This window comes from Desulfosporosinus acididurans, from assembly GCF_001029285.1.
GTDB classification, from domain to species: Bacteria; Bacillota; Desulfitobacteriia; order Desulfitobacteriales; family Desulfitobacteriaceae; genus Desulfosporosinus; species Desulfosporosinus acididurans.
The window spans coordinates 305,313-331,565 of the sequence record NZ_LDZY01000001.1; the positions used below are offsets into that span (position 1 = coordinate 305,313).

At 40.2% G+C, this 26,253-nt stretch carries 29 protein-coding genes and 1 tRNA gene; 8 read left to right on the top strand and 22 right to left on the bottom strand.

Annotated features, from left to right (window positions below; genetic code table 11):
• The first annotated feature begins 129 nt into the window (after nt 1–129).
• The 4 genes from DEAC_RS01405 (at nt 130) to DEAC_RS01420 (ending at nt 3,242) form a co-directional block, all read left to right on the top strand.
• Entirely contained in the window at nt 130–1,035 is a 906-nt protein-coding gene (locus DEAC_RS01405; RefSeq protein ID WP_047808226.1) for a metal ABC transporter substrate-binding protein, read from the top strand.
• A 22-nt stretch (nt 1,036–1,057) separates the two neighbouring features.
• Nucleotides 1,058–1,861, top strand: coding sequence for a metal ABC transporter ATP-binding protein (locus DEAC_RS01410; RefSeq protein WP_047808227.1), 804 nt, complete (start codon nt 1,058–1,060; stop codon nt 1,859–1,861).
• Nucleotides 1,846–2,703 carry a metal ABC transporter permease gene (locus tag DEAC_RS01415; protein ID WP_047808228.1) on the top strand — a complete coding sequence of 286 codons (858 nt, stop codon included), beginning with the start codon at nt 1,846–1,848 and terminating at the stop codon, nt 2,701–2,703. The genes DEAC_RS01410 and DEAC_RS01415 overlap by 16 nt, the downstream gene beginning before the upstream one ends.
• Before the next feature lie 80 nt (nt 2,704–2,783).
• Nucleotides 2,784–3,242 (top strand): Fur family transcriptional regulator, encoded by a 459-nt coding sequence (locus tag DEAC_RS01420; RefSeq protein WP_047808229.1) that lies wholly within the window; start codon nt 2,784–2,786, stop codon nt 3,240–3,242.
• On the opposite strand, the gene DEAC_RS01425 is transcribed toward DEAC_RS01420, so the two are convergent.
• The 10 genes from DEAC_RS01425 to DEAC_RS01470 form a co-directional block, all read right to left on the bottom strand.
• Nucleotides 3,231–3,845 carry a DedA family protein gene (locus tag DEAC_RS01425; RefSeq protein WP_047808230.1) on the bottom strand — a complete coding sequence of 205 codons (615 nt, stop codon included), beginning with the start codon at nt 3,843–3,845 and terminating at the stop codon, nt 3,231–3,233. The two genes, DEAC_RS01420 and DEAC_RS01425, sit on opposite strands and share 12 nt — an antisense overlap.
• Before the next feature lie 70 nt (nt 3,846–3,915).
• Nucleotides 3,916–4,524: a DedA family protein gene (locus DEAC_RS01430; protein ID WP_047808231.1), complete on the bottom strand. Its 609-nt coding sequence runs from the start codon at nt 4,522–4,524 to the stop codon at nt 3,916–3,918.
• A 257-nt stretch (nt 4,525–4,781) separates the two neighbouring features.
• Nucleotides 4,782–6,281, bottom strand: a complete 1,500-nt coding sequence (locus DEAC_RS01435; RefSeq protein ID WP_047808232.1) for a SpoVR family protein — start codon at nt 6,279–6,281, stop codon at nt 4,782–4,784.
• Nucleotides 6,282–6,313: 32 nt separating this feature from the next.
• Entirely contained in the window at nt 6,314–7,450 is a 1,137-nt protein-coding gene (yhbH, locus tag DEAC_RS01440) for a sporulation protein YhbH (protein WP_047808233.1), read from the bottom strand.
• 23 nt (nt 7,451–7,473) lie between these two features.
• On the bottom strand, nt 7,474–9,375 hold the full coding sequence (locus tag DEAC_RS01445) for a PrkA family serine protein kinase (protein ID WP_047808234.1): 1,902 nt from the start codon (nt 9,373–9,375) through the stop codon (nt 7,474–7,476).
• Between the two features lie 157 nt (nt 9,376–9,532).
• Entirely contained in the window at nt 9,533–9,736 is a 204-nt protein-coding gene (locus DEAC_RS01450; RefSeq protein ID WP_242847054.1) for a hypothetical protein, read from the bottom strand.
• Between the two features lie 302 nt (nt 9,737–10,038).
• Nucleotides 10,039–11,361, bottom strand: coding sequence for a type I glutamate--ammonia ligase (glnA, locus tag DEAC_RS01455; RefSeq protein ID WP_047808384.1), 1,323 nt, complete (start codon nt 11,359–11,361; stop codon nt 10,039–10,041).
• A 144-nt stretch (nt 11,362–11,505) separates the two neighbouring features.
• On the bottom strand, nt 11,506–12,039 hold the full coding sequence (gene cobO / locus DEAC_RS01460) for a cob(I)yrinic acid a,c-diamide adenosyltransferase (RefSeq protein WP_047808385.1): 534 nt from the start codon (nt 12,037–12,039) through the stop codon (nt 11,506–11,508).
• A 2-nt stretch (nt 12,040–12,041) separates the two neighbouring features.
• Nucleotides 12,042–12,572, bottom strand: coding sequence for a hypothetical protein (locus DEAC_RS01465; RefSeq protein ID WP_047808236.1), 531 nt, complete (start codon nt 12,570–12,572; stop codon nt 12,042–12,044).
• A gap of 100 nt (nt 12,573–12,672) precedes the next feature.
• Entirely contained in the window at nt 12,673–13,941 is a 1,269-nt protein-coding gene (locus DEAC_RS01470) for a tetratricopeptide repeat protein (protein WP_047808237.1), read from the bottom strand.
• A gap of 532 nt (nt 13,942–14,473) precedes the next feature.
• On the opposite strand from DEAC_RS01470, the gene DEAC_RS01480 reads away from it, so the two are divergent.
• Nucleotides 14,474–15,259 (top strand): polysaccharide deacetylase family protein, encoded by a 786-nt coding sequence (locus DEAC_RS01480; RefSeq protein WP_047808239.1) that lies wholly within the window; start codon nt 14,474–14,476, stop codon nt 15,257–15,259.
• A 92-nt stretch (nt 15,260–15,351) separates the two neighbouring features.
• Here the strand turns inward: DEAC_RS01480 and DEAC_RS01485 are convergent, their stop codons facing one another.
• Entirely contained in the window at nt 15,352–16,221 is an 870-nt protein-coding gene (locus DEAC_RS01485; protein WP_047808240.1) for a YitT family protein, read from the bottom strand.
• Between the two features lie 151 nt (nt 16,222–16,372).
• Here DEAC_RS01485 and DEAC_RS01490 point away from each other — a divergent pair.
• Nucleotides 16,373–16,448 (top strand) — tRNA-Arg (locus DEAC_RS01490).
• A 46-nt stretch (nt 16,449–16,494) separates the two neighbouring features.
• On the opposite strand, the gene DEAC_RS01495 is transcribed toward DEAC_RS01490, so the two are convergent.
• The 3 genes from DEAC_RS01495 to DEAC_RS01505 form a co-directional block, all read right to left on the bottom strand.
• Nucleotides 16,495–17,169 carry a dTMP kinase gene (locus DEAC_RS01495; protein ID WP_047808241.1) on the bottom strand — a complete coding sequence of 225 codons (675 nt, stop codon included), beginning with the start codon at nt 17,167–17,169 and terminating at the stop codon, nt 16,495–16,497.
• A gap of 138 nt (nt 17,170–17,307) precedes the next feature.
• Complete coding sequence (locus DEAC_RS01500) at nt 17,308–17,901, bottom strand: methyltransferase family protein (RefSeq protein WP_047808242.1); 594 nt, start codon at nt 17,899–17,901, stop codon at nt 17,308–17,310.
• A 191-nt stretch (nt 17,902–18,092) separates the two neighbouring features.
• Nucleotides 18,093–18,401 (bottom strand): ATP-binding protein, encoded by a 309-nt coding sequence (locus DEAC_RS01505; RefSeq protein WP_242847048.1) that lies wholly within the window; start codon nt 18,399–18,401, stop codon nt 18,093–18,095.
• Nucleotides 18,402–18,812: 411 nt separating this feature from the next.
• Here DEAC_RS01505 and DEAC_RS01510 point away from each other — a divergent pair, with 411 nt between their 5' ends.
• Nucleotides 18,813–19,118 carry a DUF3846 domain-containing protein gene (locus tag DEAC_RS01510; RefSeq protein WP_047808243.1) on the top strand — a complete coding sequence of 102 codons (306 nt, stop codon included), beginning with the start codon at nt 18,813–18,815 and terminating at the stop codon, nt 19,116–19,118.
• 262 nt (nt 19,119–19,380) lie between these two features.
• On the opposite strand, the gene DEAC_RS24080 is transcribed toward DEAC_RS01510, so the two are convergent.
• The 3 genes from DEAC_RS24080 to DEAC_RS01525 form a co-directional block, all read right to left on the bottom strand.
• The gene (locus DEAC_RS24080) at nt 19,381–19,800 is read right to left on the bottom strand and encodes a tyrosine-type recombinase/integrase (RefSeq protein ID WP_053006252.1); all 420 of its coding nucleotides are present in this window, start codon (nt 19,798–19,800) and stop codon (nt 19,381–19,383) included.
• A gap of 438 nt (nt 19,801–20,238) precedes the next feature.
• A complete protein-coding gene (spo0A, locus tag DEAC_RS01520) occupies nt 20,239–21,036 on the bottom strand; it encodes a sporulation transcription factor Spo0A (RefSeq protein ID WP_047808244.1) in 798 nt (265 codons plus the stop codon).
• 281 nt (nt 21,037–21,317) lie between these two features.
• Nucleotides 21,318–21,827: a GNAT family N-acetyltransferase gene (locus DEAC_RS01525; protein WP_047808245.1), complete on the bottom strand. Its 510-nt coding sequence runs from the start codon at nt 21,825–21,827 to the stop codon at nt 21,318–21,320.
• A 130-nt stretch (nt 21,828–21,957) separates the two neighbouring features.
• On the opposite strand from DEAC_RS01525, the gene DEAC_RS01530 reads away from it, so the two are divergent.
• Nucleotides 21,958–22,146, top strand: a complete 189-nt coding sequence (locus DEAC_RS01530) for a ferredoxin (RefSeq protein WP_047808246.1) — start codon at nt 21,958–21,960, stop codon at nt 22,144–22,146.
• Nucleotides 22,147–22,285: 139 nt separating this feature from the next.
• On the opposite strand, the gene DEAC_RS01535 is transcribed toward DEAC_RS01530, so the two are convergent.
• From DEAC_RS01535 to DEAC_RS01550, 5 genes are all read right to left on the bottom strand, one after another.
• Nucleotides 22,286–23,167, bottom strand: coding sequence for a DUF1858 domain-containing protein (locus DEAC_RS01535; RefSeq protein ID WP_047808247.1), 882 nt, complete (start codon nt 23,165–23,167; stop codon nt 22,286–22,288).
• Nucleotides 23,168–23,176: 9 nt separating this feature from the next.
• Nucleotides 23,177–23,323, bottom strand: coding sequence for a hypothetical protein (locus tag DEAC_RS23800; protein WP_170932579.1), 147 nt, complete (start codon nt 23,321–23,323; stop codon nt 23,177–23,179).
• Nucleotides 23,324–23,474: 151 nt separating this feature from the next.
• Nucleotides 23,475–25,061: a peptide ABC transporter substrate-binding protein gene (locus DEAC_RS01540; RefSeq protein WP_047808248.1), complete on the bottom strand. Its 1,587-nt coding sequence runs from the start codon at nt 25,059–25,061 to the stop codon at nt 23,475–23,477.
• A 183-nt stretch (nt 25,062–25,244) separates the two neighbouring features.
• Nucleotides 25,245–25,697 carry a hypothetical protein gene (locus tag DEAC_RS01545; RefSeq protein WP_047808249.1) on the bottom strand — a complete coding sequence of 151 codons (453 nt, stop codon included), beginning with the start codon at nt 25,695–25,697 and terminating at the stop codon, nt 25,245–25,247.
• 200 nt (nt 25,698–25,897) lie between these two features.
• On the bottom strand, nt 25,898–26,248 hold the full coding sequence (locus DEAC_RS01550) for a hypothetical protein (RefSeq protein ID WP_047808250.1): 351 nt from the start codon (nt 26,246–26,248) through the stop codon (nt 25,898–25,900).
• Nucleotides 26,249–26,253 lie beyond the last annotated feature (5 nt).

A 26,253-nucleotide genomic window follows, 5' to 3' on the forward strand; every position in this document is an offset into this window, starting at 1 on the left:
TATACCACTTGAGTTAATTTTAGCCTAATCCTCAAAGAAATAACCTTAAGAGATCGATAATAATTGACATTTCTAAGATCTTATATTAAACTCCTTATTGAAACAATATTACATTAAGGAGTGTGTCCTATGTCTCACAAACCCATTTACGTTTTTTGGGCTATTGTACTTGTTTCCTTTCTACTAGTCAGTGGCTGCAGTACACAAGCTCCTGCGGTTTCGGTCCAGCCCAAAACCGTAGTTACTAGTATCTCTCCCATTGCAGATCTTATCAAGCAAGTGGCTGGCGACAAAGTTAAAGTGATTAATTTAGTGCCTGCCGGGAGCGATCCTCATGAATTCGAGCCTAAACCATCAGACGTGCGTCAAGTTGCTGCTTCCAGCATTTTCTTCGCTAATGGTGTCGGTGAAGAAGTGTATTTAAATAAAGTGATTTCCAATGCCGCCAATCCCAACCTCCGTACAGTTGTTCTGTCAGATGGTCTAACCATATTAGGCAAAGATCAGGGGGGAGAAGGCAATCCTCATCTCTGGCTCGATGTGCAAAATGCCAAACATTACGTTGAAACAATTCGTGATCAACTATCTCAGACATATCCGGAAGATAAACAGTATTTTAATCAAAACGCTGCTGCGTATCTTACAAAATTGACAGAGCTTGATCAATGGATTCGCTCCCAAATTTCCAGCCTTCCGCCAGAATCACGAAAGATGGTCGTCTTGCACGATGCCTGGAGTTATTATGCCAAACAATACGGTTTAACTTTCGTTCAGCCTTTGCTTCATACTGGTGAAGCCGAACCTTCGGCTAAAGAGTACGCTGATTTGATCCAACTTATCCATGAACAAAAGATTCATGCCGTATTCAGCGAAGCAGGTTTTAATCCGAAGTTAGCTCAGCAGTTGGCCTCGGAAACCGGTGTAAAATTTATCGACAATCTTCACGATGATACATTAGGCGATACACCGGACTCTAATTCCTACATTGCGATGATGAAAACGAATACCACTGTCATCGTTTCTGCTTTAAAATAACATAGAGAGTAGGACTAAAACCATGTCAGATAGTTTTGTCATAGAATTTGATCATTTTAGTCTCAAGTACGGCGACCGGCAGGTCCTTAAGGATATTCATCTGCGCATTCCTAAAGGATCCTGTATCGGAATCATTGGGCCTAACGGATCTGGAAAAACGTCTCTCATCCGCAGTATTGTAGGCCTCAACAAACCGTATCAGGGAATAGTCCGCGTCTTTGGCGAACAACCCCGGCGCTCCTGGCGCCGCCGGCACCAAATCGGCTATGTACCTCAGCTCAAATCTATCAACAAAGAATTTCCTATTTCCGTCTATGAAGTGGTCATGTTAGGCCGTGTCGGACGTCTCGGACCTTTACACTTTCCCAGAAAAGAAGACCATCAAGTTGTTCAGGAATCTCTCAAACGCGTTAAAATGTTGGACATTGCTGATCGTCCAATCGGTCAGCTCTCGGGAGGACAACAACAACGAGTATTTATAGCCCGTGCTCTGGCCCAAGAATCAAAACTTTTGTTATTGGACGAACCTGCAACAGGTCTGGATATTCCGACCCAGCAAAGTATTTACGAGCTGCTCGAACAGCTTCACGAGGATGGAATAACGACCTTAACTACCACCCATGATCTCTTAGCTTTGGATTTTCACCACTTCGGCCGAATTTTATGTTTAAACGAGCAAGTTATTGCCTTCGGGCCACCTGAGAAAGTCCTCACACCTGCGATATTAACCCAAACGTTTTCGGGACTTCCTTGGCCCCATCATCTCGTCGATGAGGATTCTCGTCTTTCGATTAAGGAGGATTCTATTTCATGCACTTGCTCTTAGACCCCCTTCATTATGCTTTTATGCAAAACGCTTTTATTGGAACTGTGGCAATTGGTATATTATGTGCAGTTATCGGAAGTTTTGTTGTCTTACTCCGCTTAGCATTTATTGGCGAAGGATTAGCTCACGGCTCTCTTGCGGGCTTGGCCATAGGTTACCTTTTGAATTGGGATCTCTACCTCACTGCCAATTTTTATACGATTGGCCTGGCGCTGCTCATCGGATTTGTCCATGAAAAAGCTAAAGTCACGTTAGATACAGCCATCGGTATTATTTTCTCAACCTCAATGGCTTTAGGAATTGCTTTAATAAGCAGTATGAAATTTTACACAACGGATCTTACAGGATATCTCTTTGGTTCTGTCTTGGCTATTACCCCTTTTGACTTGAGAATAATATTGGGGGCATCCATTCTTATCCTTTTAATTATTATTCTTTTCTTTAAGGAATTTGTCTTCTATGCCTTTGATCCCGAAATGGCAGAAGTAGCAGGCTTATCGCGAGGATTCCTTCATTATTCAATGCTCATTATGATCGCAATTACCGTCGTCGTTGCCTCACAGACAGTAGGGATTATTTTAGTTACTGCTCTCTTAATCATTCCTGCTGCCTCAGCTCAACAATGGACTCGTTCCTTAAAAAGCCTCCTCCTGCTTGCTATTTTCTTTGGCCTGGCCAGTGCTGTAATTGGCCTATATATTTCTTACTACTTCAATGTTGCCTCGGGTGCAAGTATTGCTATAACTGCTGCTGTAGTTTTCCTTCTTAGTCTTATTTTTTCAAGGGAACGCCAACCGCTTAGGCGAAGCTTTGGGCTCAAAGAAACTACAAAGAAACTATGAGAAAACTATGTAACCGAAGGTTATACTTTCCGACAGTAAAAAAAAAGCGGCCTTAACCGCCCAAAATAGGAGATAACGTTATGAACTATGGAGAAATTCTTGAATATATCCAGCAACAAGGATATCGCCTTACCTCAGCTCGGAAGCACATTGTTGAAGTTCTTTGTCACAATTCCGATTACCTAGGAGCCTATGACATTCACCACATTCTTGAAGAGAACAACAAACATATTGCAGTCGTTTCTATTTATCGTGTTTTGGAAATGTTGAACAGTATCGGTTTGCTGGAAAAGGAGGAATTCGGAAGCGGCGGAGAACGATATTGTTTGAAAAACGCCGCCGAACAACATGGCCATCAGCTTATTTGTACCAAATGCGGCCAAAGTAAAGAGTTAGGTGACTGTCCCATAAGGCATCTTGCTCAATCTATTGAGGCTCAAAGCGGTTATCGCATTCAAAATCATTGGCTGCGCTTTTTCGGTTTATGTCCTCACTGTCAATCAGAAGAAGATTTAAAGCCGCCGCAATCAATCCTCTAAACTCGCTTTTCCTCGTTTAATACTATAGAGATAGATTAAGAAGACTATCAGGGCAAGAACGATTCCCCCTCTAACAAGATAACGATGCAAGATGAAGGTAATCTTCTCCCAATGCGCGCCTAAGATTCGGCCTAGAGTAATAAAGGTAAGCGCCCAAAGAAAGGCCCCGGTTGCAGCTAACAAAGCATAGCGACCGTAATGCAGTTTGCTCATACCTGAGAAATATGCAGTAAAATGCCGAAATCCCGGGAAGAAGTATCCAATAACAATTAAACGATCACCAAAGCGCTGAAACCAATGTTCAGCGCTTTTAATCTTTTTTTCGTTAAAATGCAGAAAAGGTCCAACTTTCTCTAGAAAAGGAATTCCTAACCTTCGGCCAATCCAATAGCTTAAATTCATTCCCATAAAGCTGCCGAAAGCTGCAACCAAAAGCGTCTTGGCAAAGTTCATTCGGCCTAAGATCGTTTGAAAACCACTGAAGGTCATTAAAAACTCGTCAGGAACGGGGATGCCAATCATACCACCCATAAGCATGATAAACAAGCCGGCATAACGATAATGAAAAATTATGCTCATTACATAGTGTTCTAATTCGTGCATGCCTAGCTCCTTCCCCAGATTATCTTAATTCTTAAGTATTGATCAATAGCCTGCAGCAAGTATTTAAAGCTTACCGTTTTTTTAGGTGTTTCCAGACCAGCAAAATAAGGATAACGACGATTGCCCCTCCCACGACGACATCAGCACGATGAAAATAGGGCTTAAGGGCATTCCAATTTTCGCCTAATTTTTGGCCAATATATATCAATAACGTACACCAAAGAAACGCTCCAATTGTCGTATAGGTCGCCATTTTTAAAGGATTCATACGTGCAATTCCCGCCGGTAAGGAAATAAATGTCCGAACAATAGGCAATACACGACCAATAAAGACTGTAATTTCACCGTTGCGTTCAAAGATCCTCTCGGTCCAGGCTAATTCTTTAGCATTAATGAAGAAGTATTTGCCATACCGTTTTAAAAAGGGACGGCCACCCCATACACCAACATAATAGGCAGCTAAGGCTCCAAAAAGATTTCCCAGGGTAGCGGCAATAGTCGCTTGCCAAAAGCCAAAATGACCGCTAAAAACCATATATCCAGTGAAAGGAAGAATAATTTCGCTTGGCAAAGGTATACAGGCGCTTTCAATCGCCATTGCCAAAAACACTCCTAAATAGCCAAAGGAAGAAATGATATGTATGACGAACTGTCCCAGTTGAGTTATAATCGCTTCCAAATTATATCCTCCTCCTTTACTATTAAATAAACACACCGTGGGTATTTTATCACAGACTCGAAATCTTTACCAGTTTCCTTAGAAATCATTTCTAAAAATTGGCCAAAGCAGACTTACTTAGGTTTCATCTGCTTTGGCCAGAGTGTCATGATAATTGTCATTTTGCATTTCTAATTATTATCAGTTTTGATCCAGTTTTTAGACCCCCACTTCTATAAGTGGGGTAGAGTCCCCATCTGAAGCCCCGATGTTCAGCTTTAGCTGAACGAGTTCACTTTTTGCCGCCGGCTGACAAGCCCATCACTAAATTCGAAAATATGGGGTTTTCCATCAACAACTGTTTCCAGAGCAGCAGATTTTCCCCAAAGAGACTGAACTAAAGAAAGGGTCTTTTCAAGATAAACGATATCAAGATCCACGCCTTCATGGCAATGTTTGAGATAAAGTCCTCCTTTGCCCTCATAATCTCCTTCTTGCACGACTATGCGCGGATTGCCGCCATTAACAAGCTGTTGAACTAAATTGTCCCGTACTTTCTCCCAATCAATTTCCGTGACTTGCCAGTGGGCTCCTACTTTGCGGAAATTAAACAAATTTAGTTCTTCCACTAATTCTTTGCTCAGATGATTGCGAATAAAGGAAAGATCGTTTTCCGTCTCCCGCAGTTCGAAGAGTTCTTCCAGCGATTTCTTTTTAGCAAGGCTTTCCCATAGTTTCACTCCTAAATAATAGGGATTAAGCCCCATGCGTGAAGGCTGAACAACTTGACTATGCATCAAGGAAAATTCCAAAGCTTCATTCTCAGTAAGCTCGAGTTCGCGCATTATTTTGGCATGCCAAAAGGTTGCCCATCCTTCGTTGATAATTTTAGTTTCGATTTGAGGGAAAAAGTAGAGTGACTCTTCGCGGACAATGCTTACAATATCCCTTTGCCATTCTTCCAAACCCGGAGAAAATTCAATGAGATAATACAAAAGGTCCTCATAATCCTGTTTTGCCTGTGTCCCATGTTCTTTGTCAGATAAATCCTCCCACAAATCTTCATAGGGAGTAGAGTTCCGCGATTTTCTGCCCGCAGCCTTATTAGGCTCTCTCGTTGGAATTTTCGACTGTTGACAATTACCGCAACTTCCGCAAGTTCGCTTTGTCGAGCAGCCTTGACCTTGGCAGTTCGACCCCTGGCAAGAATTTTCTCCTCCTGTCTTCTTATTTTTCAGAGGATGTTTTGGGGTCTTGTCTGTTTTATAATCCGGCCCGATATGAGAGCGAAAGTCAACGTGTTCTTGGATCGCCAGAACTGCATCTAAAGTAGATTCCACCTTTTCCCGGCCATACAAACATTCATAATCACGAATTTTTTCCGCATGGGCAGCCATTCTTTCCACCATGTCTTTAGGTGTATGGGAAAAATAATGGTTATTTTTAAAAAAGTCTACATGAGCATAGACATGACCTATTACAAGCTTGTTCTGGGTTAAATGATTACCCTCCAGTAGGAATGCATAGGCGGGATTTGTATTAATTACCAGTTCATAAATCCTACTTAAGTTCAAATCATACTGAGTTTTCATACGATAAAATGCCTTACCAAAACTCCAGTGAGCAAAACGCACCGGCATGCCGTAAGCTCCGAAGGTATACAAGGCCTCGGCAGGAACAATTTCAAAATTTACCGGATAGAAATCAAGTCCCATGCCTCGTGCCACCTGAGCGATGTTCTGGGCTATGGTCGTTAACCTAACCATCTCTGTATCCATGCCTTCCCCCCTTATGGTAACTCTTCCGAGGCCTAAGAAAAAACGGTCTTTAAAGCATCATAAACTTCGTTGCGATCACGAATCGTTACTAATCTGAGCTTTGGATCAGTAATACGTTTTAATGTCGACATCAACGTACTGGAATAATGGGTTCTCAGAATTTCGCCATATCCAACCACCCGACTTACCTCGACGAGATTTTTCATCAAGGTTAAAGCCCGAGAATTATCCGACCCTATATTATCTCCGTCCGTAAAATGAACCGGATAGATATTAAAATGCGCTGGTGGATAGTCGCTTTCAATTAAATCCAACGCGTATTTATATACTGAAGAACAACGTGTTCCGCCGCTTTCTCCCCGAGTAAAGAATTCTTCTTCGGTAACTTCTTTGGCCTCCGTATGATGAGCTAGAAATCGGATTTCCACATTTTCATATTTTAGACGTAAAAACCTGACCATCCAAAAGAAGAAAGTTCGTGAAATATACTTTTCAAACTGTCCCATAGAACCTGACGTATCCATCATCGCTAAAATAACGGCATTCGTCTCGAAATTCGGCCGGGTCTCCCAGGTCTTAAACCGCAAATCCTCAGGAGTAATCTTAAGTCGTTTGTCTTTATCCTTGTTTTCTTGCAAGGCCTGTCTTTTAATGCTTTCCAGCAGCGTACGTTTTTTATCAACATTGGCCATAAGCCCTTTTTTGCGGACATCATTAAATTCAGGTCGATCATGAGCAATCAACGGGCGTTTCTTATCATCTAAATTTGGCAGTTTTAATTCAGCAAAAAGGATATTGGCTAAATCTTCATAAGTGACTTCAGCTTCATAAATATCTTCCCCAGGATTTTCCCCAGCTCCACTTCCCGAGGAACCTTTTCCTTTACCTAGTTCGCGACCCAGGATATCACCCGGGGACATTTTTTTATTTCCCTGACCCGTATGATTTTTTTTATTAAGATCATATTTAAAGCGAAATTCTTCTAAAGATCGCATAGGAATCTTTGTGCTTTTTTTACCATCAGATAAAATGATACTTTCATCAACAATTAAATCGCCAAGTTGTTGTTTGATGACTTCTTCAACTTTTTCTTTGTGTCGCCTTTGATCCAAATACCCTTTACGATGCAAACCCCAGTCATCATGGTTTACAATAATGTCCTCAGCCATGTTATCCCTCCTCTGATTTATTTCTAGCGGTTAAGGAGGGCCCCGACATATTTTACAATTTGATTAGCACAAATCGGACAGTATCCATGCTCATTGATAAGACGATCCATGACATTATTAATTCTTTTCAACTGTTCCTGATCAGGATGTTCTACTGAGGTTGTGATTTTTACAATATCCTTTAGATCAGCAAACAGTTTCTTTTCGATGGCCTCTTTTAAACGCTCATGAGACTCATAGTTAAAAGGTTTTCCTTTACGGGCGTACATGGAAATTCGAATTAAGATTTCTTCGCGGAAGGTCTTCTTCGCATTTTCTGTGACACCAATTTGCTCTTCAATGCTTCGCATTAACTGCTCATCAGGAGGTAATTCCTCACCTGTTATGGGATCCATCAATTTCGTAGAATTACAAAAGGCTTCTACATTATCAAGATAATTGTTGAGAAGGGATTTAGCCGATTCCTCATAGGCAAAGACGAAGGCTTTCTGAACCTCTTTCTTAGCCATTTCGTCATATTCACGTCGGGCTACAGAGATTAAGTTCAGGAGATTTTCTCTTTCTTCTTTCATAATTGACGTATGCTGGGATAACCCATCCTTTAATGCTCTGAGAATGTCCAAAGCATTGATACAGGCACGTTCATCTCGAATCAGGGCCGTTGAGATGCGATTAATGACATAACGTGGATCCACCCCGCTCATTCCTTCGCCTTGTTCCTCTCCTTCCAGCATGAGTTCCTTAATGTCCTTTTGATTGAATCCCTCAACATCTTCGCCATCATAGATTTTCATTTTTTTCACGAGATCCATTCCTTGTTTTTTCGATGGCTTCAGTCGGGAAAGAACTCCGAAGACAGAGGTGGCCCAGAGACTATGGGGGGCAATGTGAACATTTTTAATATCGCTCTGGCTAATTAATTTTTCATATATTTTGATTTCATCGCTTACTCGGAGGTTATAAGGAATTTGCATAACGATGATTCTCGATTGTAAGGCTTCATTTTTCTTATTAGCGACAAACGTTCGATACTCATTCTCATTAGTATGAGCAACTACCAGCTCATCAGCTGATATTAGGGCAAACCTCCCGGCTTTGAAATTCCCTTCCTGGGATAAACTCAAAAGATTCCAAAGAAACTTCTCGTCCGATTTCAGCATCTCCTGGAATTCCATTAAACCCCTGTTGGCTTTATTCAATTCTCCGTCAAAACGGTAGGCTCGAGGATCGGATTCCGATCCATATTCTGTAATCGAAGAAAAATCAATACTGCCGGTTAAATCAGCAATGTCTTGCGACTTGGGGTCTGAAGGAGTAAAAGTGCCAATTCCCACTCTCTGTTCTTCTGAAAAGAGAATCCGCTTGACAGGAAAACGTTCCACTTCTCCCTTAAATTCTTCATCCAAACGCAAACGACAAACGGGACAGAGATTTCCTTCAATCCGGATGCCATACTTCTCTTCAAATTGAGATCTTAATGATAAGGGCAACAAATGCAGAGGGTCTTCGTGCATAGGGCAGCCATCAATGGCGTAAACTGCACCCTCTTCACTTCTCGTGAATTCTTCAATGCCCCGTTTCAATAAACTTACAATCGTTGACTTGCCACCACTTACAGGGCCCATAAGCAATAAAATCCGTTTCCGTACGTCCAAACGTTTAGCAGCACTATGAAAATATTCCTCAATCAGGCGTTCCAATGTCTTATCTAACCCAAAGAGTTCTTTGTCAAAAAAATGATATTTCTTTAGATCACCCTTTGTTTCCACACCTGCGGCTTTGATCATCGCATATATTCGCGCATGCGCATGCATCGCTAAATTTGGATTTTTAACAACCATTTGCAAGTAATCCGCAAAGGTTCCCTTCCATTCCAATGAAGCCTCTATCTCTCGATATTCACGTAACCAGTTAATAACTTCCATTATTTGCCCTCCCTTCTCCAATCAATCAGTGACGGATATATATAAGTATATGCCTTGTCGCCCTAGATAAGGCATATACTTTTAAACTTCTTTTCTAAGGAAAAATTAAGAACACCCAAAAAGTGGTGTTCTCCATTCATCGGGCAAGTATAAACTATTAATTAATTTTCTCCAAATCCCAAGGATCATAAGCAAACTCACCCGGCAGAATATCTAACCGCGCTACTACATACTCTCCGATCTCATCACGATCAATCCGTACAACGGTCCCTAGGCAGCGATTACTTGTTGTAACTCTGTCCCCAACTTTAAACTTACGTTGAGTTCGAAAGGAAGAGCGGGATACCGAATCATTATTTATCGAAAACACATCATTGTCCTCCTTCTTAAATCGCACTATGTTACTTAATATTATCAAGTGAAGAGTGTAAATTCCAGATAATATTTAGAATATTTTAAATTGTACATTGTGATTTTTTTAATAAAGTATATGCTCATACGTTAAGTCATTTTCATGACACTAATATTTTATTTCTGAATTAAGAAGGCCTCTCTCAAGACGGAAGGTTAGCTGCGCTAAGAGGAAAGTATAACCGAAGGCAAACTTTGCGGATTGCATAAAAAGATCCGCAGCAAGTGCGGATCTTTTTATGCAATCATTTCTTAGTATAAGGCTAAATATCGATCTAATTCCCATTGTGAGACTGTTACTCGAAAACTGTCCCATTCTTCCATCTTCGCTTCGTAAAAACGGTGATAGATATGATTTCCTAAAGCTTCTTGCATAACCGGCGCTTGAGCTAATTCATCTAAAGCCTCTTTCAAACTGCCTGGCAAGGAACCAATATTCACATTGGCGCGTTCTTCATTAGTCATGGCAAAAATATTCATATCAACAGCCGGAGGTGGAGTAAGTTTATTTTTAATTCCGTCCAGTCCGGCTTTTAATTGAACAGCGAGTGCTAAGTAAGGGTTGCAGGAAGGGTCAGGACTTCTTAATTCAATGCGGGTCGAAGCCCCTCTTTTCGCCGGGATCCGTATCAAAGGACTTCTGTTTCGCCCGGACCAAGCTATGTAGCAAGGGGCTTCATAACCGGGAACAAGTCGCTTATACGAGTTAATAGTCGGGTTCGTAATGGCTGTAAAGGAACGAGCATGTTTCATTAGACCGGCAACATATTGATAGGCAATTTCGGAAAGTTCAAGGGGATCATTTGGATCATAAAAAGCATTTTTTCCGTCTTTGAATAAAGATTGATTACTGTGCATCCCCGAACCATTGATACCGAAAATGGGTTTGGGCATAAAGGTAGCATGTAGGCCATGGTGTTGGGCTATTGTACGAACTACAAAGCGAAAGGTCGCAATCTTGTCAGCAATATCCAAAGCATCCGCATACTTAAAGTCAATTTCATGTTGTCCGGGGGCGACTTCATGATGAGAAGCTTCAATTTCATAACCCATCTGTTCTAAGGTCAGAACCATATCCCGCCGAGCATTTTCTCCTAAATCGACAGGTGTTAAGTCAAAATATCCTGCCTTGTCATGGGTTACCGTTGTCGGCCGCCCTTCCGGATCTGTATGGAAAAGAAAAAACTCTAATTCCGGACCCACATTTAAGGTATAGCCAAGATCTGCCGCCTCTTTTAAAGCCTTTTTCAGAGCGCTTCTCGGGCAGCCTCCGAAAGAAGTTCCGTCCGGATTATAGACGTCGCAGATAAGACGAGCCACTGCTCCTTCTTTAGGGCGCCAAGGAAATACGACAAAGGTATTAGGATCCGGCCGTAAATACATATCAGATTCTTCAATCCGTGCAAAACCTTCAATCGAAGATCCATCAAACATCAGTTGACCATCCAGCGCTTTCTCCAATTGTTCTATGGTAATGGCCACATTTTTCAGGATTCCAAAGATATCCGTAAATTGTAAGCGAATAAACTTGACTCCTTTTTCCTGAGCTTCACGAAGGACATCATCATTAGTCATGATCACAGTGAATCTCTCCTTTCAAGTTTCCCAAACGATAAACGTCCATGCTCTAACCCTATTCGGTTTTGCATGGACGACTTTGTCCGACACTTATTTTCTAGTATACTCAGTGTTTCCTTTATTTACAATGCCCGGACAACTTTAATATTCAATCCCCTTGCGAGCCATTATTCCGTGGTCAAACGGATGCTTCTTTTGAACCATTTCAGTTACCAGGTCCGCCCTGGCAATTAAAGATTCTGAGGCATTACGGCCTGTCAATACTAACTCTACATGATCAGGTTTAGATTTTAAAACGTTGAAGACGTCCTGTTCCGCTAAAAGGTCAAACCAGATAGCATTAATGATCTCATCGAGAATAACAATATCCCACTCCCCTGAAGAAACAACTTCCTGGGCTCGCTTAAAAGCTCTTTGGGCTTCTTGTACATGTTCTTCCCCGGGAGTATCTTTGTATACCCACCCCTTTCCGCCAAAGTGTTCCAGTTTACATTCAGGATATAGACGACTTAGTCCTTGCAATTCTCCGTAGTCATCGTTTCCTTTCATAAACTGAATAATGTACACGTTGAAGCCGTGTCCCACTGCTCGGACTGCCAGTCCAAAAGCAGCTGTCGTTTTTCCCTTGCCGTTTCCAGTGTATATTTGAATTAATCCTTTTTCTATAGCTGGCATCATTATTGCACCTTCCGAATCCATTGTTCTAGTTGAGGATGTACGTAAACAACATTGGGCGACCTCAAGATTTCCGGAAATCTTTCCAAGGTTTGCTGGTTGAACGGGATAGAAAAAAACAGTTTAATCGCTGATTTTTCATCATTCGCCCTTAACTCTACTTTATCAGGGTAAAGATAGTACGAATAGTTCCCATCGCGCCATCGAACCTCAAGTTCCCCAAGCTTCAATCGAATTATACCAAACTCCTCAATTTTCACAGACTCTACGCTAGAAAAGGGCTGTCGTAAATATTCTGCTTCTAAAGCGACTTGTCCAACTTTAAATTGCAATTCCAAAAGTTGTTCAATGATCAATCGTGCTGGTATGGATATATCTTCAAAGGCCCTGCGCTCGCTAAGCAACTCCTCAAGAAGAAGCTCAAATTTTCGCACATGGACAGACCGTACTTTTTGTACTTTCTTTAACGCTCTTTCAAAGCTATGATAAACATCTTCAATACACTCAAGGAGCATTGTATCTTCCTCACGCATAGATTCCCCTCCTATCCATATCACTATACCAGAATGTGTCTATCTTTATTTTAGCTGAATTGGCTTAAATTATAAAGCTCTTTTGGAAATTTTGGAAGGCTTAAATCGTTCGTCTGCGACGAATTTTCTTTGATACTTTTTGAACTCTAGTTTCAATCCAGCCTGTGGCGATTTCAGCATTACGTCCCATTTCCAAGGCCTTCCAATAACATTCTAATGCTTCTCTGTAGCTGCGCCTCTCTTCATAAAATTCCGCTAGTCGAATCATTGCATCTAAGGGGAAACCTCCTTGCATTTTAGTCTTAGCATCAGGGGCCTCGAGTTTACCGCTATGCTCTTCTCCCTGTTGCAGAGTTTCTTTTAGAAGTGTCAGTGATTCACAAACCTCTCCGATATGTGATTGCTCTCCCAAAGTTTCGAAGAGGCTTAAAGATTTCAAATAGTATTGTTCTGCCATCGAATAATCCATGGTTAAATGGAGCAAATTGGCCAAATTTTGATAGCGAAGGGCCATCTCAAAGTCTTGCTCCGGATAATAGCGGATAGAAAGATCCAGATAATATTTTGCCTCCTCCACTAAATTTATGGATTGTTCAATTTTACTTAAGAAAAAACAGCTTTCACTAAAAATCTGTTTCGTATCAAATTTTAAGCATAGAGCAACAGCTCTTTGTTGACATTCAAAAGCGGAGCGCATTTCATTTTGTTCGAAATATAATAACGCTAAATATTGAAGGGCGTTCGTTAAAGCAACCACGTCGAGAATTTGAATAAAGACCCAACAAGCATGCTTTAAATTTTGAGTTGCTTCCTCCCGTTTCTTTTGGCGGAAACATAATTCTCCAATCAAAACATCTAATTCGCCTTCACCTTTAAGAAAGCCATTAGCACGACAAATCTCTTGAGCCTGCTCATAAGCCTTCTTCGCTTTATGCCAATCGGCAAGTGCAGCGTAAACTTGACCAAGGTCAGCGTACAGCATCCCAAGCCTCAAAGGCGGCGAAGTCGTTGGATAAACCGCTATAGCCTTTTCATAGTCTTGACAAGCAGCCTGAAACTTTCCCCTTTTAACAGCAACGCTGGCCAAACCGGCCCAAGCTTCAGAGATCCCCTTGGCATTTTGTATTTCTTGGCAAATACGGAGTGCAGATTGAAACCCTTCTTCGGCTAGTTCATAAAAGCCCAAACGAACTCTTGCCGTCGCTAAGAGTCGCAATGTGAAGGCAACAATCTCAGGAACTGACAATTGATCCGCCAGCATGAGCGCTTGGGAATAATAGTTTTCCGCTTTTGCATATTGTTCTTCACCTAAACACTGAGTACCATCCTCCATTAAGTTCCTCCAGACTGTTAATTCCACTTCGTACATATTATCCCCTCCATGTATGTTTCATAATATGCACGATTAAATTTATTGGGTATTATAAAATCATAAGATTTAAGAGAGCTAAGGAACATTAGAGAGAACAAGCATGCAACCTAGACATAAAAGTCGAAATATGATAATCTTTTTCTAGAAGGGGGGTTTAGACCTTGAATACTTATCACCCATCTCAATCCTCTAATATTTGGATGATTGCAATCAAACTACTTATACTCATTCTAGGTCTTTATGTTTCAGCTGTAGTATTGGGTAAAGTTTTTACCTGGCTATTCGCCATCACTTTCTTCCTGATACACCTTATAGTGATTGTAGCAGCCTCTTTTTTAGTTCTTCACTTATTACTAAAGTTATTATTTAAAGTTGATTTAATTAAACAGGTGTTTGGCCGACAAATTTTTAAACATTTTTAAGAAAATCAATTCTCAATAAATCAACGCCCTTAAAGGGCGTTTTTTTGTTTTCACCTCATGATCTGCTGTTTAAACGAATATCTTTATTCCAAAGGAGGAATGCCAAAGTGAGATTTATCATTTTTAAAAAACCATCCTGGCGTAACCTTGCTCTTTGGGGAATCTTATTGCTCGTTTTGATCACTTACCGAGAGAATGTGACTGCAGTTTTTTCCGGAAAACTGAAACCCATCTATTCGGCAACAGTCAATACCCCGTCTATAGGTCTAACCTTTGATATCAGTTGGGGAGAAAAAACCCCAGGGCCAATTCTTGATATTTTGAAACGGGAAGGAGTTCACGCTACATTTTTCCTTTCTAGTCCTTGGGCCGAAAAGCATCAAGCCTTAGTCCAGCGCATAGTTGCGGATGGCCACGAAATTGGGTCCCATGGAAACCGCCATATTGATCTTAACACCTTAGGATCTGGTGAAATTGAACAGGAGATATCCTCCGCTCAAGAAGTTCTAGAACGAATATCCGGTCAAAAAGTGCGGCTTATCCGCGCTCCGAATGGAGCTTATGATAATAAAGTAATTGCTGTCGCCCATAAGCTTGGCTACCGAGTTATTCAATGGAGCGTTGACTCACTTGACTGGAAACGACCCGGACCATCGGCAGTCGTTAACAACGTTCTTAATGGGATACGCTCAGGTGGAGGAGCTAAAGCAGGCGACATTATTTTATTTCATGCTTCAGACTCTGCGCCTGATACGATTCAAGCCTTGCCTACAGTCATAGAACAGCTGAAAAATAAAGGCTACACCCTTATGCCCGTGGGAAAACTATTGTCAGAAGCAAGTGGAACTTGGCCTCCTGAAAGTAAATTAGATAATGAATCATCCCCAAAGTAAGTGTCATTGCGATTCTCTGGTTAAAAATTTTAAGAGCGAATCAACCTCTTGCCGTTTAGATGCTTGATCTCTCCTCAATCGGTGGTGGATTATCAGTGTCCCTTCCATGATGAAAAGCCTTCGCCCACGACTTCAGGAACCTCAGAAATGGCCACAAAAGACATCGGATCTTGTTCGCGAACAATCTCTTTTAATTGAGACAACTCCGTACGATTAATAACACAATAGACAACCTGCTTAGATTCTCCCGAAAAAGCGCCTGTCGCTTGAAATAGGGTTACCCCGCGTTCCAGCTTGGACATTATTTCATTCGCAATCTCTTGGGGGCAAGAGGTTACCACCATTACTGACTTAGAATAACTGAGACCTTCCTGAACTAAGTCAACTACCCGGGTCGCAATGAACATATATATCATGGCATACATGGCCATTTCTGGTTTAAATAAAATAGCCGCCATCATAAAAATTACCGCATCAATTGCCAGTAAAATCTGACCTACACTGAAAGGCGTCGTTCTCGCAAATAAAACAGCCAAAATATCTGTCCCGCCCAGAGAACCTCGCGAACGAAAAATAATTCCCATGCCGATCCCTGAAACAACCCCGCCAGAAATTGCGGCCAACAGCGTATCATGAGTTAAAGGGGGTAATTGGGTCGTCATAGAGAGAGTCATTGACAAAACAGCAACACCCAACACACTTAAAAGTAAGAATCTGCGTCCAACTAATTTAAGCCCTACGATAAAAAGAGGTATATTTAAAGCCAATATAATCCAACTCACAGGCCATTTAAACAAATAATGCAAAATAATCGCAATCCCTGTAACCCCGCCATCCGCTATGCGGTTAGGAATGATCAAAGTATTAATACTTACACTCACTATTGTGGCACCGAGAATTATTCCTAAGAGGTGCTTTAATAATTGCCAAGAAAAGGTCTCTTTTATCTGCTTCCAGTGCAATGAAATTCCTCATTTCTTGAATCAGCTCAGTTATTTTCCTTGTAGCATTATACAGCAGACTCCTTTAGGAGACAACTTCCAGACCAAATCATGAGATTTCAATCTTGACAAATCGGGACAAATTGGGTAAAGTAAAGAAGTGTCCTCTTATGCGCTCGTAGCTCAGTGGATAGAGTGACGGTTTCCGAAGCCGGAGGTCGCAGGTTCAAATCCCGCCGGGCGCACCATAATGTATTTAAAGCCACAACCTGAGAGTTGTGGCTTTGTTTTTTTCTAATCTAGCAACTGTTTGACAGTTATGTATATATCGTTGTGAATTTCTTCAATACTTCTCAGTTTATCGTTTGAAACACAATCAATCCTCTTCCATTCGTAATCAGCACCTATTTCACAGGCAGTATTATATGAATGTACCAAATATTCGTAATTACTCTCATGGATATCCTTATTCTCATCGCCAAATTTATTTTGGCGATTATTCATTAAGGTTTGACTAAAATGAGGAGGCATGTCGAGGAAAATTACACAATCCGGAACAGGCAGTTTGAATTTTTGAAACTCCAAATCTTCTAACCAATCAAGATAAACTTTTCTTTCTCCTTTATCCAATAATTTAGAGGCCTGATGAACCATATTCGAGGTGGTATAGCGATCAGCTAATATAATGCCGCCTCCTAAGTAGAACTCTTCCCATTCTTTCTTATAGGATGCATACCTATCAACCGTATAAAAAGTAGAAGCAGCATAAGGATTCACGTCGTTAGGATTCCTACCGAACTCCCCTTTTAAATACATCTTAATTAGGGTCGAGGAATCACTCTTATAATTAGGAAATTCCACTTTTTTTATAGTATAATTTTCAGCTTTTAGCCGCTCAAATAATAATTTTGTTTGCGTTGCCTTACCTGAGCCATCACCAGCTTCTATAACGATTAGCTTTCCCTTCAAAAATAGCCCCTCCTTAGTGTTTCCATTTGGCTTTTTGCCAAAATTACATAATTATCACTTCATTATTACTTCTTGGACCCAATTGACATCCCTGTTGGCATCCTCCAATGAGATATCGCCCGAACGACGAAACAACAACTATTTCACCCGTCTGATAAATGGAATCAATGCTGGAATTTTCTTCTGATAGATCATGTACGATAAGCCAAATTGTTTAACTAGTTTCTTTTCCTCTAACCTAATACCTATTAGTATATAACCGGTTAGAATTGTATGAACCATAATGTCTATCCTTGTCGAATTCAGACTCCACATGAGTACAATCGTGGCTAGATACATCGGATGACGAACAATGCCCAATAGTCCCTTATCAGTAATGGTTTTAGGGAGAGTGTTTTTCTCCCGTATCTCCTTTATCTGACGAATACCAATAAACTCCAAGGGATCATAACTTAGAAAGGCCCATAAAATTATCAGGCATGAGAAAATAATCAAACCATATTGTAAAATCGTCCATGGAGGCACAAATTTTATGACGAATTTTTTATCTAAGGACTTGGTGTATTTTTGAAACGTCATAAATAAGAGTATAGAAAGCAGATTATAAAAAATTCGGTAAAACGCATAGTATCTTCCCAACAATCGACCCGTCCAAGCAGAAAATCGGAAATCAATTAATAGACTATGAATAAAGGCAAATCCAACCCACATCATAATAACAATAATATACATAAATTTAATCGATTCCTCCACTGATAGACAAAGTGCCAATGTACATTGTTAGTTCAAATGCATGCCGAATTCCTCGTTCCACTCTGAGGCTTCGCTAAACACAAGTTTCTTTCATAGTTTAGTGGTATGAATTAAATAGTAAATTAGTTTATTTCCATAAATTTTACGAGATATTTTAGGAAAAAGTCAACTTACTTTTTAAGAGCATGTGATTTTCTACAATGATGGATGAGGTTCAAAGAAAATATAAAATTGAGACCCCTTCTGACTGCTAGACACAATCCAGTTCCTTCGTCTTTTGTTGTAAAGAATGGAGTGCCTATTTTATCTAAGATTTCAGGTTCAATCCCCTTACCCTGGTCTTGAATTTCTAATACAACAGTCTCAGCCTTCTCCTTACAATAGGTTTTAATTGCTAAAGTTCCTCCGTTCGGCATAGCTTCAAATGCATTCTTAGTAAAATTCAATATGACTTGGCATATTTCTTTTTCATCTAACAATAAATTGGGAATAGTGTTTAAATCTGTAACTATATTTTGATCAATAGCAATTAAAACGAGGCTTCATGTGAATAAAACAAGCAACAATAAATCATCCCACCCCCTCTCTCCTGACCTCGACGCGCCCCTGTAAAATACTGGACATTCTGCAATTATAAAACCATCTTCGCCTTTGCGAAAAATAACAGGAAATTTCATAATGTTAATCTCCAACAAAAATAGTAAATTAGCCATGCTATCAAGCGTTACAAATATTCTGTCCTTCTATTGCAGAATCCTTCCTTGGTTTGTAAGATCCTTTGAGCGGCAAGATTTGTATCCCTATCATAAATGAAAATTAATCTTTATTGGATTTATTATTTATTTGCTGTACTATTAAAGTCACTTAATAAATATGGGGGGGTACTAGGAATGAGAGTGTTGGTCAGAGTGCCAATGAATCAGCCTTTGCAATTGAAGGACATTGAAGGCACATTTGAAGACTTTCAGGAGTTAGTTGGAGATTTGTTAGAGATTGTTCCGTTAACAGATGATATTGTGTGCTTATGTAATGATGAAGCGGAAATGCTAGGACTGAAAAAGAACTTTTATGATGATCGACATGGTTGGGTCTTTGGGTCTTGTGTATTCACGGCAACTAAGAACAGGGAGTTTGCTTCTCTTTCAGATAAGCAAATCGGATACATCTCAGAGTATATCGGTTTTCCAGTTGTCTAGGTATGCAATTGTTCTATTCAACCTGTAAAGAAGATAGGACAATATGACTCTGTCACACGATAATAAACTATAAATGCCCTCAGATAGAAATTATAGTCTATCTAAGGGCATTCGCTCTATTTTTAGGAATCCAAAATGGTCTATTTTTTTGCAACACTAATACTATATCAAATTTTGTAGAGAATCGACCATAACATAAAATAATGATTAACTATTTAATTTAAACAATTTAATAAAGGAATTAAAATTTTATGCAATTTTATTAACTTATTTGAATTTCAAGATACCGTCGAGAAACATTTTGATCATCTATTTGGAGATAAACTTTTGTGACTTCTAAGCTAGAATGACCCAATATTCGAGATGGAGTATATATATCTCCCCCATTTAGAAGATAATACATTGCAAAATTAGCTCGAAGGCGATGAGGGAATAACTCAATCCCTAAACTCTTGCCAATTTTATTTAATGTTCCTTCGTAATTGGTAGGCTTTAGCAAATTCCCTTTGTTTGAAGGGAAAAGTAATTCATTCGTCACATAACGATCCTTATATCGGATCCAATTTTTCAATTCCTTTTTTAACTTGACGGAAAAGAAAATAAGTCGTTCCTTTTTATTTTTTGTGTTTCGCAACACAATAGCTCGATTGTTTAAATCAACGTCATCAACTTTAATCCCCAAGCATTACGAAATTCGACATCCTGTACTAAGAAGAAGTAAAGTAATGACAAAATTTCTATAGTCATGAAATTTTATTTTACTCGTCCTCATCTGTAAGCCAATTAAAAAATACTTTAATATTCCGAACGTAATTATTAATGGTATTCACACTAATGGGTTTACCTCTGTCCCTGCGCACAAAGGAATTGTTGTTCCCCTCTTCAGCCGTAGTGTATTTTCCACGATCCTGAAGGCACTTAACATAATGCCGAATATGATTTTAGGTGAGGTTATGACTCGTACAATGGAGCATAAACTCCTCAATTCTTAGGTCAAAATTAGAATACTTCAAAATAATTTTCCTCCCCTATCATACAGATAAACGTATGATAGGAAAGCGCTTAGCGAACAAAAAGTTTATTGCCTTATCAAAATCCTTAAACCCTTGGTATCAGTGCCTTAGCTAACCTTACTCATTACTCTTAATTTGTCGGCTAAAAGGGCAATGAACTCTGAGTTTGTTGGTTTCTGACGTTCTATGTTCATCGAATAACCAAATATTCGTTTTAGGGTATCCGTATGTCCTCGTTCCCAAGCTAATTCAATCGCATGCCGAATTCCGCGTTCCACTCTGCTCGGTGCCGTATCAAACTTTTTAGCAATTCCTGGGTAGAGCTCTTTAGTAACTGCCCCTAAAAGAGAAACATCTTCAACCACCATAAGAATAGCATCACGTATATATTGATATCCTTTGACATGGGCAGGAATACCAATTTGATGCATCATTGTGGTTACTTCCACACTTAAATTTACTCCATTGCCAACTGTTGTGACCGATGGAGCGGATGTTGTAAACTGAGTTGGGGCAGTTGCCGGCAAATCTTGCGTTAAGGAACGAATTCGCTTATTTAATATTTCCAAGTCAAACGGCTTAAGAATGAAATAATCTACTCCCAGTAACATTGCCTGATGAGTGAGGGACTCCTGCCCAAAAGCAGTAAGCATTATTACCTTAGGACGCGGCATTGTAGTACGGCTATTTACACGTTCTAAGACCCCTAATCCATCTAAATTCGGCATAACCAAGTCAAGAATAATTAAATCCGGTTCTTGAGTTTGAATGAGTTCCCAAGCTTCCAAACCATTATTAGCGATGCCAACAATGATTACATCTTCTTGTCCTTGGAGGTAGTTCTGTAGCATTTGACATAAATTACGATTGTCATCCGCCACAATTATTTTGATTTTCTTACCCATTCGACCATCATCCCGCCTTAATCGTATTCCGGTAGACTATTTCTCACTTCGAAACTCCGGTGCCCTTATTATACGTTAAGGGCAATGTCGAAATCGCAAATAATAAGGAAACTAGGCAAAGCTGTTTAAAGAGCTGGAAGGCTGATGGGTTAAGGTTTTTGGATAATATTGGAAATATTTTTTGACGCAAAATATTCCTGTATTTTCCATTAGGGTGAGATAACTTTCTATTGAGAATGAAATAATGAGAACATAATCGAGATTAATCAAAAAAAATTATCCTAAATCCCGCCAATATTACAAATCATCTTTTGAACCGCGATAACATCGAGCCATTGACCAAATTTTATGCCAACTTCCCGATAATGTCCGACCTGGCAAAAGCCGTTTTTTTCTGCCAACCTTAAACTGGCTGTATTCGATCCTGTTATTAGACCAATTAACGAGTGATAATCTAAGGATTCAGCACGGTCACAAAGATGTTTAAGAAGCATATCTCCCACACTTTTTCCCTGATACTCTGGAGCAATATAAATCGAGAATTCTCCAGTCGGCCGATAAGCTGCTCTGGGATGAAAGGGAGATATACTCCCCCAGCCAATGACTCTATTTTGATCTACAGCAGCATATAATGGATACCTTCCCTGATGTTCTTTAAACCAGTGTTCATTCTGTTCAATTGAACGTTCCTCAATGTCAAAGGTCGCAACTGAGTTCAGTACTGCCCAGTTATAAATCTCCCGCATTCGTTCCATATCGTCCTTTTCTGCTTTACGTATAACAACGTTCATAGCCTTATCCGCCTCACTTACCAAAAACTTGTTTATTAGCTCAAAAAAATTCTATTTATATAACAGTAATATGAATAGACTACTTTGACAAGGGAAGAATATCATTAGATTTGGTGAAGGAGGGTACATAATGATTGCCGAAGTTGACAAAGATACGTGTATAGGGTGTGGAGCTTGCCCTGAATTTTGCCCTGAGGTCTTTAAGATGGACGACGATGGCTTAGCAACGGCTTATACCAACCCTGTTCCCAGCGATGTAGAAGACACTGCCAAAGAAGCAGAAGAAGGCTGCCCCGTTGATGCTATTACTGTAAACTAATACTGAATAACCCTTATATTTAATGGAACCTCTTTAGAAGCTGTTTAGAAGCTGAACAACTGAAGCCTTTTAGCAGCTTCAACCCTGGAAAAGGTAGCAGGCGCGGAAATAAACATCCGTGCCTGCTACCTTAATTTATTCACTGGATTTGCTTTTCCGCATAATCATGAAGACCTTCAAGACCTATACGATCAATAAGCCGACCTATTCGTTCCTGAGGTTTTGCATTTTCTTTATAGTAGGTAATGACCGCATCCACAACAGGCAGTACCTGATCCCTCTGGAGGTTTTCAAAAAGAATGTTTCCTTGTCTGGGCTTAACTCCGCCATTTCCTCCAACATAAAGATGATACCCTTTACTGGTTCCCATTAAGCCAAGATCCACCGAAGCAGCATCAGTGCATTTATTTGGGCAGCCGGCAACACCAATTTTAAATTTTGAAGGTAATTCTAAGCCGTGATACCGTTTGTCAATCTCCATACCTAACGCCAACGTTTCTTGAAGTCCGCGTTTACAGAAGGTATCGCCCGGACAGACCTTGACGCTTCGTACGCACAAACCAACGGCATGCCCTGGATCCATTCCTAACTCATCCCATATTTTGGGCACATCTTCCGGTTGTAAACCAACAATAGCAATACGTTGGGCCGAAGTTACTTTTAGAGCTTGGGCCTTATACTTCTCCGCAACATCAGCAATCTTGCGTAAGATCTCCGGAGTCACGACGCCAGCCGGAATATGGGGGGCAATAGAATAGGTTTTCTTATCCATTTGGAGTATAGAACCTGAAGGCTGTGCCTTTGCCGCTGCTTCGGGAGAGAGTTCACCCTGTTCAACCGCATTTACTTTTTCCAGTAAGAGATTGGGGTCTAAATGGTGCATTTGGGCCGCATTGGCTAAGGTTTCATTTACCGAAAAGGCGCACCCAAGACAATGTAATCCTAATTCCTGCATTGCCTCCGCTGTCTTCGGGTTTGCCGCCATAATATCTTTTAACTTCATATCAAGTGTAAAGTGCATATCAGTCTCCTATCCATGAATAAGCATTGGCAGACAATGCGTACAAACATGTTTTTCTTCACCTTGGTGAACATATGTCAAGATAGGTGTCAATTCGCTAGTCGTTCCACATTGGTCACACTCAAGTTCTGGGGCTTCTTTTTTAACATTTGCCATAGTAGTTTACCTCCTTCTTTATATTCGTTAGTCTAGCACGTTAACTTTTGGCAAAGTGTGACTTAACACACGTTTTTGTGTGCTTTTACGCACCCTGCTTAGATTGTCAATCTAAGTTTAAACGATTCATTAAGAAACTATACAACGCAGATTATTGCACTGCAGCGTACTTAAAGTCAAAGAAGTCCAAGGGGGAAACTATAACTCCTTTAATGTTATCTTTGAGGATATAGTTCTGAACATAATAATAAACAGGAATAATCGGCATCTCTTGCATAAGTATTTTTTCGGCTTCATGCATTGCTTCCATACGGACCCTTTGGTCGGGGTTTTTTTGAGCCGTTTCAATATTCTTGTCATATGCTCCGTTCGACCAACCAGTTTCGTTATTACCGCCGCTTGAAAGAAATATAGCCAAAAAGGTCATAGGATCAACATAATCACCAATCCAACAAGCTCGAGCAATGTCATAGCTCAATCCTTGTTGATTTTGTTGATAATTATCCCATACCTGGCCTTGCAGATTCACATTGATACCCAAGTTTCTTTTCCAGCAATTTTGAATTGCTTGAGCAGGCAGTCGTTGTTTACCATTGGTATTATAGAGTATCGTTAAAACAGGAAAATTTCTGCCCTCAGGATAACCGGCCTCGGCCAGAAGTTGTTTAGCTTTAGCAATGTCTTCAGTGATTAAATTCCCGCCCATTTTGCGGAAGTCCTTGTCTGGAACGGCATCCGGAATTGTTCCGGGAACGAAAGCATAGGCTGGAATTTCACCCCCTAATACATTCCCCATAAGATCTTGGCGATTTAAGGCAATGGATAAAGCTTGACGTACCCTTAGATCGTTGAGAGGTTTTTTTGTCGTATTAAAGCGATAAAAATCTGTCCCCAACATCGGAGCCGTCTTCAAATTGCCATCTTTTTTTAAACGAAAGATATCTTCCGGTACGAGGTTATTCAGTCCATCTAATTTTCCTGCTTCAAAGGCTGCAGTCGCTTTATTTCCATCTTGCGCAAGATAAAAGTCGAGTTCTTCCAATTTAACATTCGCAGCATCATAATAATTAGGGTTTTTTACGAGGATCATTTTATCTTTATGACTCCATTTCTTAATCATAAAGGGACCGTTGCCAACAAATACCGTACCATCTGCATACCAATCTTTATGTGCTTGAGCGTTCTGTTGATCCACGGGAAAATACGTGGGTAGAGCTAAGAGAGATTTGAAGAATGGGCAAGGAGTTTCTAAGGTTATTTCCAGAGTTCTGACGTTCACCACCTTAATGCCGACATCCTCTGCTTTAACACCGCGTGAGTAGTAGGCTTCAGCATTCTTAATATAGAATAATTGGTAAGCATACGCTGCTTTGTCCTCGGATTTAAGGGCATGCATCCAGGATGCTTTAAAATCGTAAGCAGTCAGTGGGTCTCCATTGCTAAATTTAGTATTTTTTAATGTAATCCTATAGATCAACCCGTCAGGAGAAACTTCAACGTTGTTAGCAACTGCCAGCTGCGGGACGTTGTTCTTGTCTAGACGCGTAATACCTTCAAACAAAGCCATCTCAATTATAGCTTCGGGAATACCGCTATACAGCTGTGGATCAAGAGTCTCTGGTTCACCGCCCGGGGCAAAACGTATTTTCATTTCGATTGAAGTACTACAGACTATTAGAAAGAATCCAAAGATAAGAATAACGGCAATGACTGCCAAAAGACGTTTATTTCTCTTCACGTTTCATTGCCCTCCTTTGTTATGCTCAATGACGATACATTTGTAAAGCATATTTTTAAATTTAACAGTATGTAAAAAAAAAGAATGCAGTTTTTGTGGTTTCATAAGCTGCATTCTAATATTCAATTTTGATCCAATCGTAAGACTCCCACTTCAAGTGGGAGCGATTCCCAAAAATAAGGTCTATTGTGCAAGAGCTTTCATCCGCTTAAATTGTTGGATTCGCCAACCACTTGCAGTTTGTCGTAAGCCCATTGAAAAGGTAGCACTTTCAACGTTTTGAATAGGTGATAACCAGGAAACTCGAACAACGACTCCCTGAGTATTGTTGGGCTCAGAATTTAAAAACTCAATCTTTTGCAGCGATAATAGTGGATCTTTATTGAGTAATGCCACCCATGCTTTAAAGTCCAGTTCATCCATAGATCCTTCCGGCAAAAGTAAAAGTTCTTGGGCCAAGTCAGTTTGGCGTTTATCCATAAGAGACCAGAAATGTTGAACAGTTGTTTTGGGATCACTTTGATAATGAGGATCTGCTATTGTTGAAATTACTGTTTGAGGTGTCTGAATCATAATAATAGTTACTAAACAAACGATTGATAAACCTAAAATCCATACATAACGACTCTGCCGCATTGTTTTCCCCCCTTGCTTGTCTCTATTACCATTTTAGGAGGGAAATGTGATTTTATTCCACTAGCCAAAAACTTTTCTTAAAACATTAAGTACGAACTCAGGTAATCGTACATAATAGATACGCATCAAAATTCCTCCTTTGCCTCGGATTAATTAACCACCTAGAGGTAATGTATGCTTGCAAGGTTCTGAATTCCAAATTAAACAGCTTGGTAATTTTTAACTGCTTCTTCAAGCTGGGCAACAAGCTGACGTTCCTCTTCTGTATTGGCGGTAAAATATAGACGACCGATAATGCCTGTAATTATTTTAATAACGTCTTCCAAAACCAATGACTCTTTCATCGCTAATTGAGCACTTGTTTCGATAAGGGCAATCCCAAACTGATGACCTACTCCCTCTTTAACCATACGTGTACAGCTTTTTCCTAACAATCTCATAACCAGAGAAGCTTCTTGAACATCAAGTTGGCGTACGACATCAATCGTTGTCGTCAGACCTTGAACCATCCTTAATCCTACGCTATTCCAACTAACTTGCTGATTATCCATAAAAT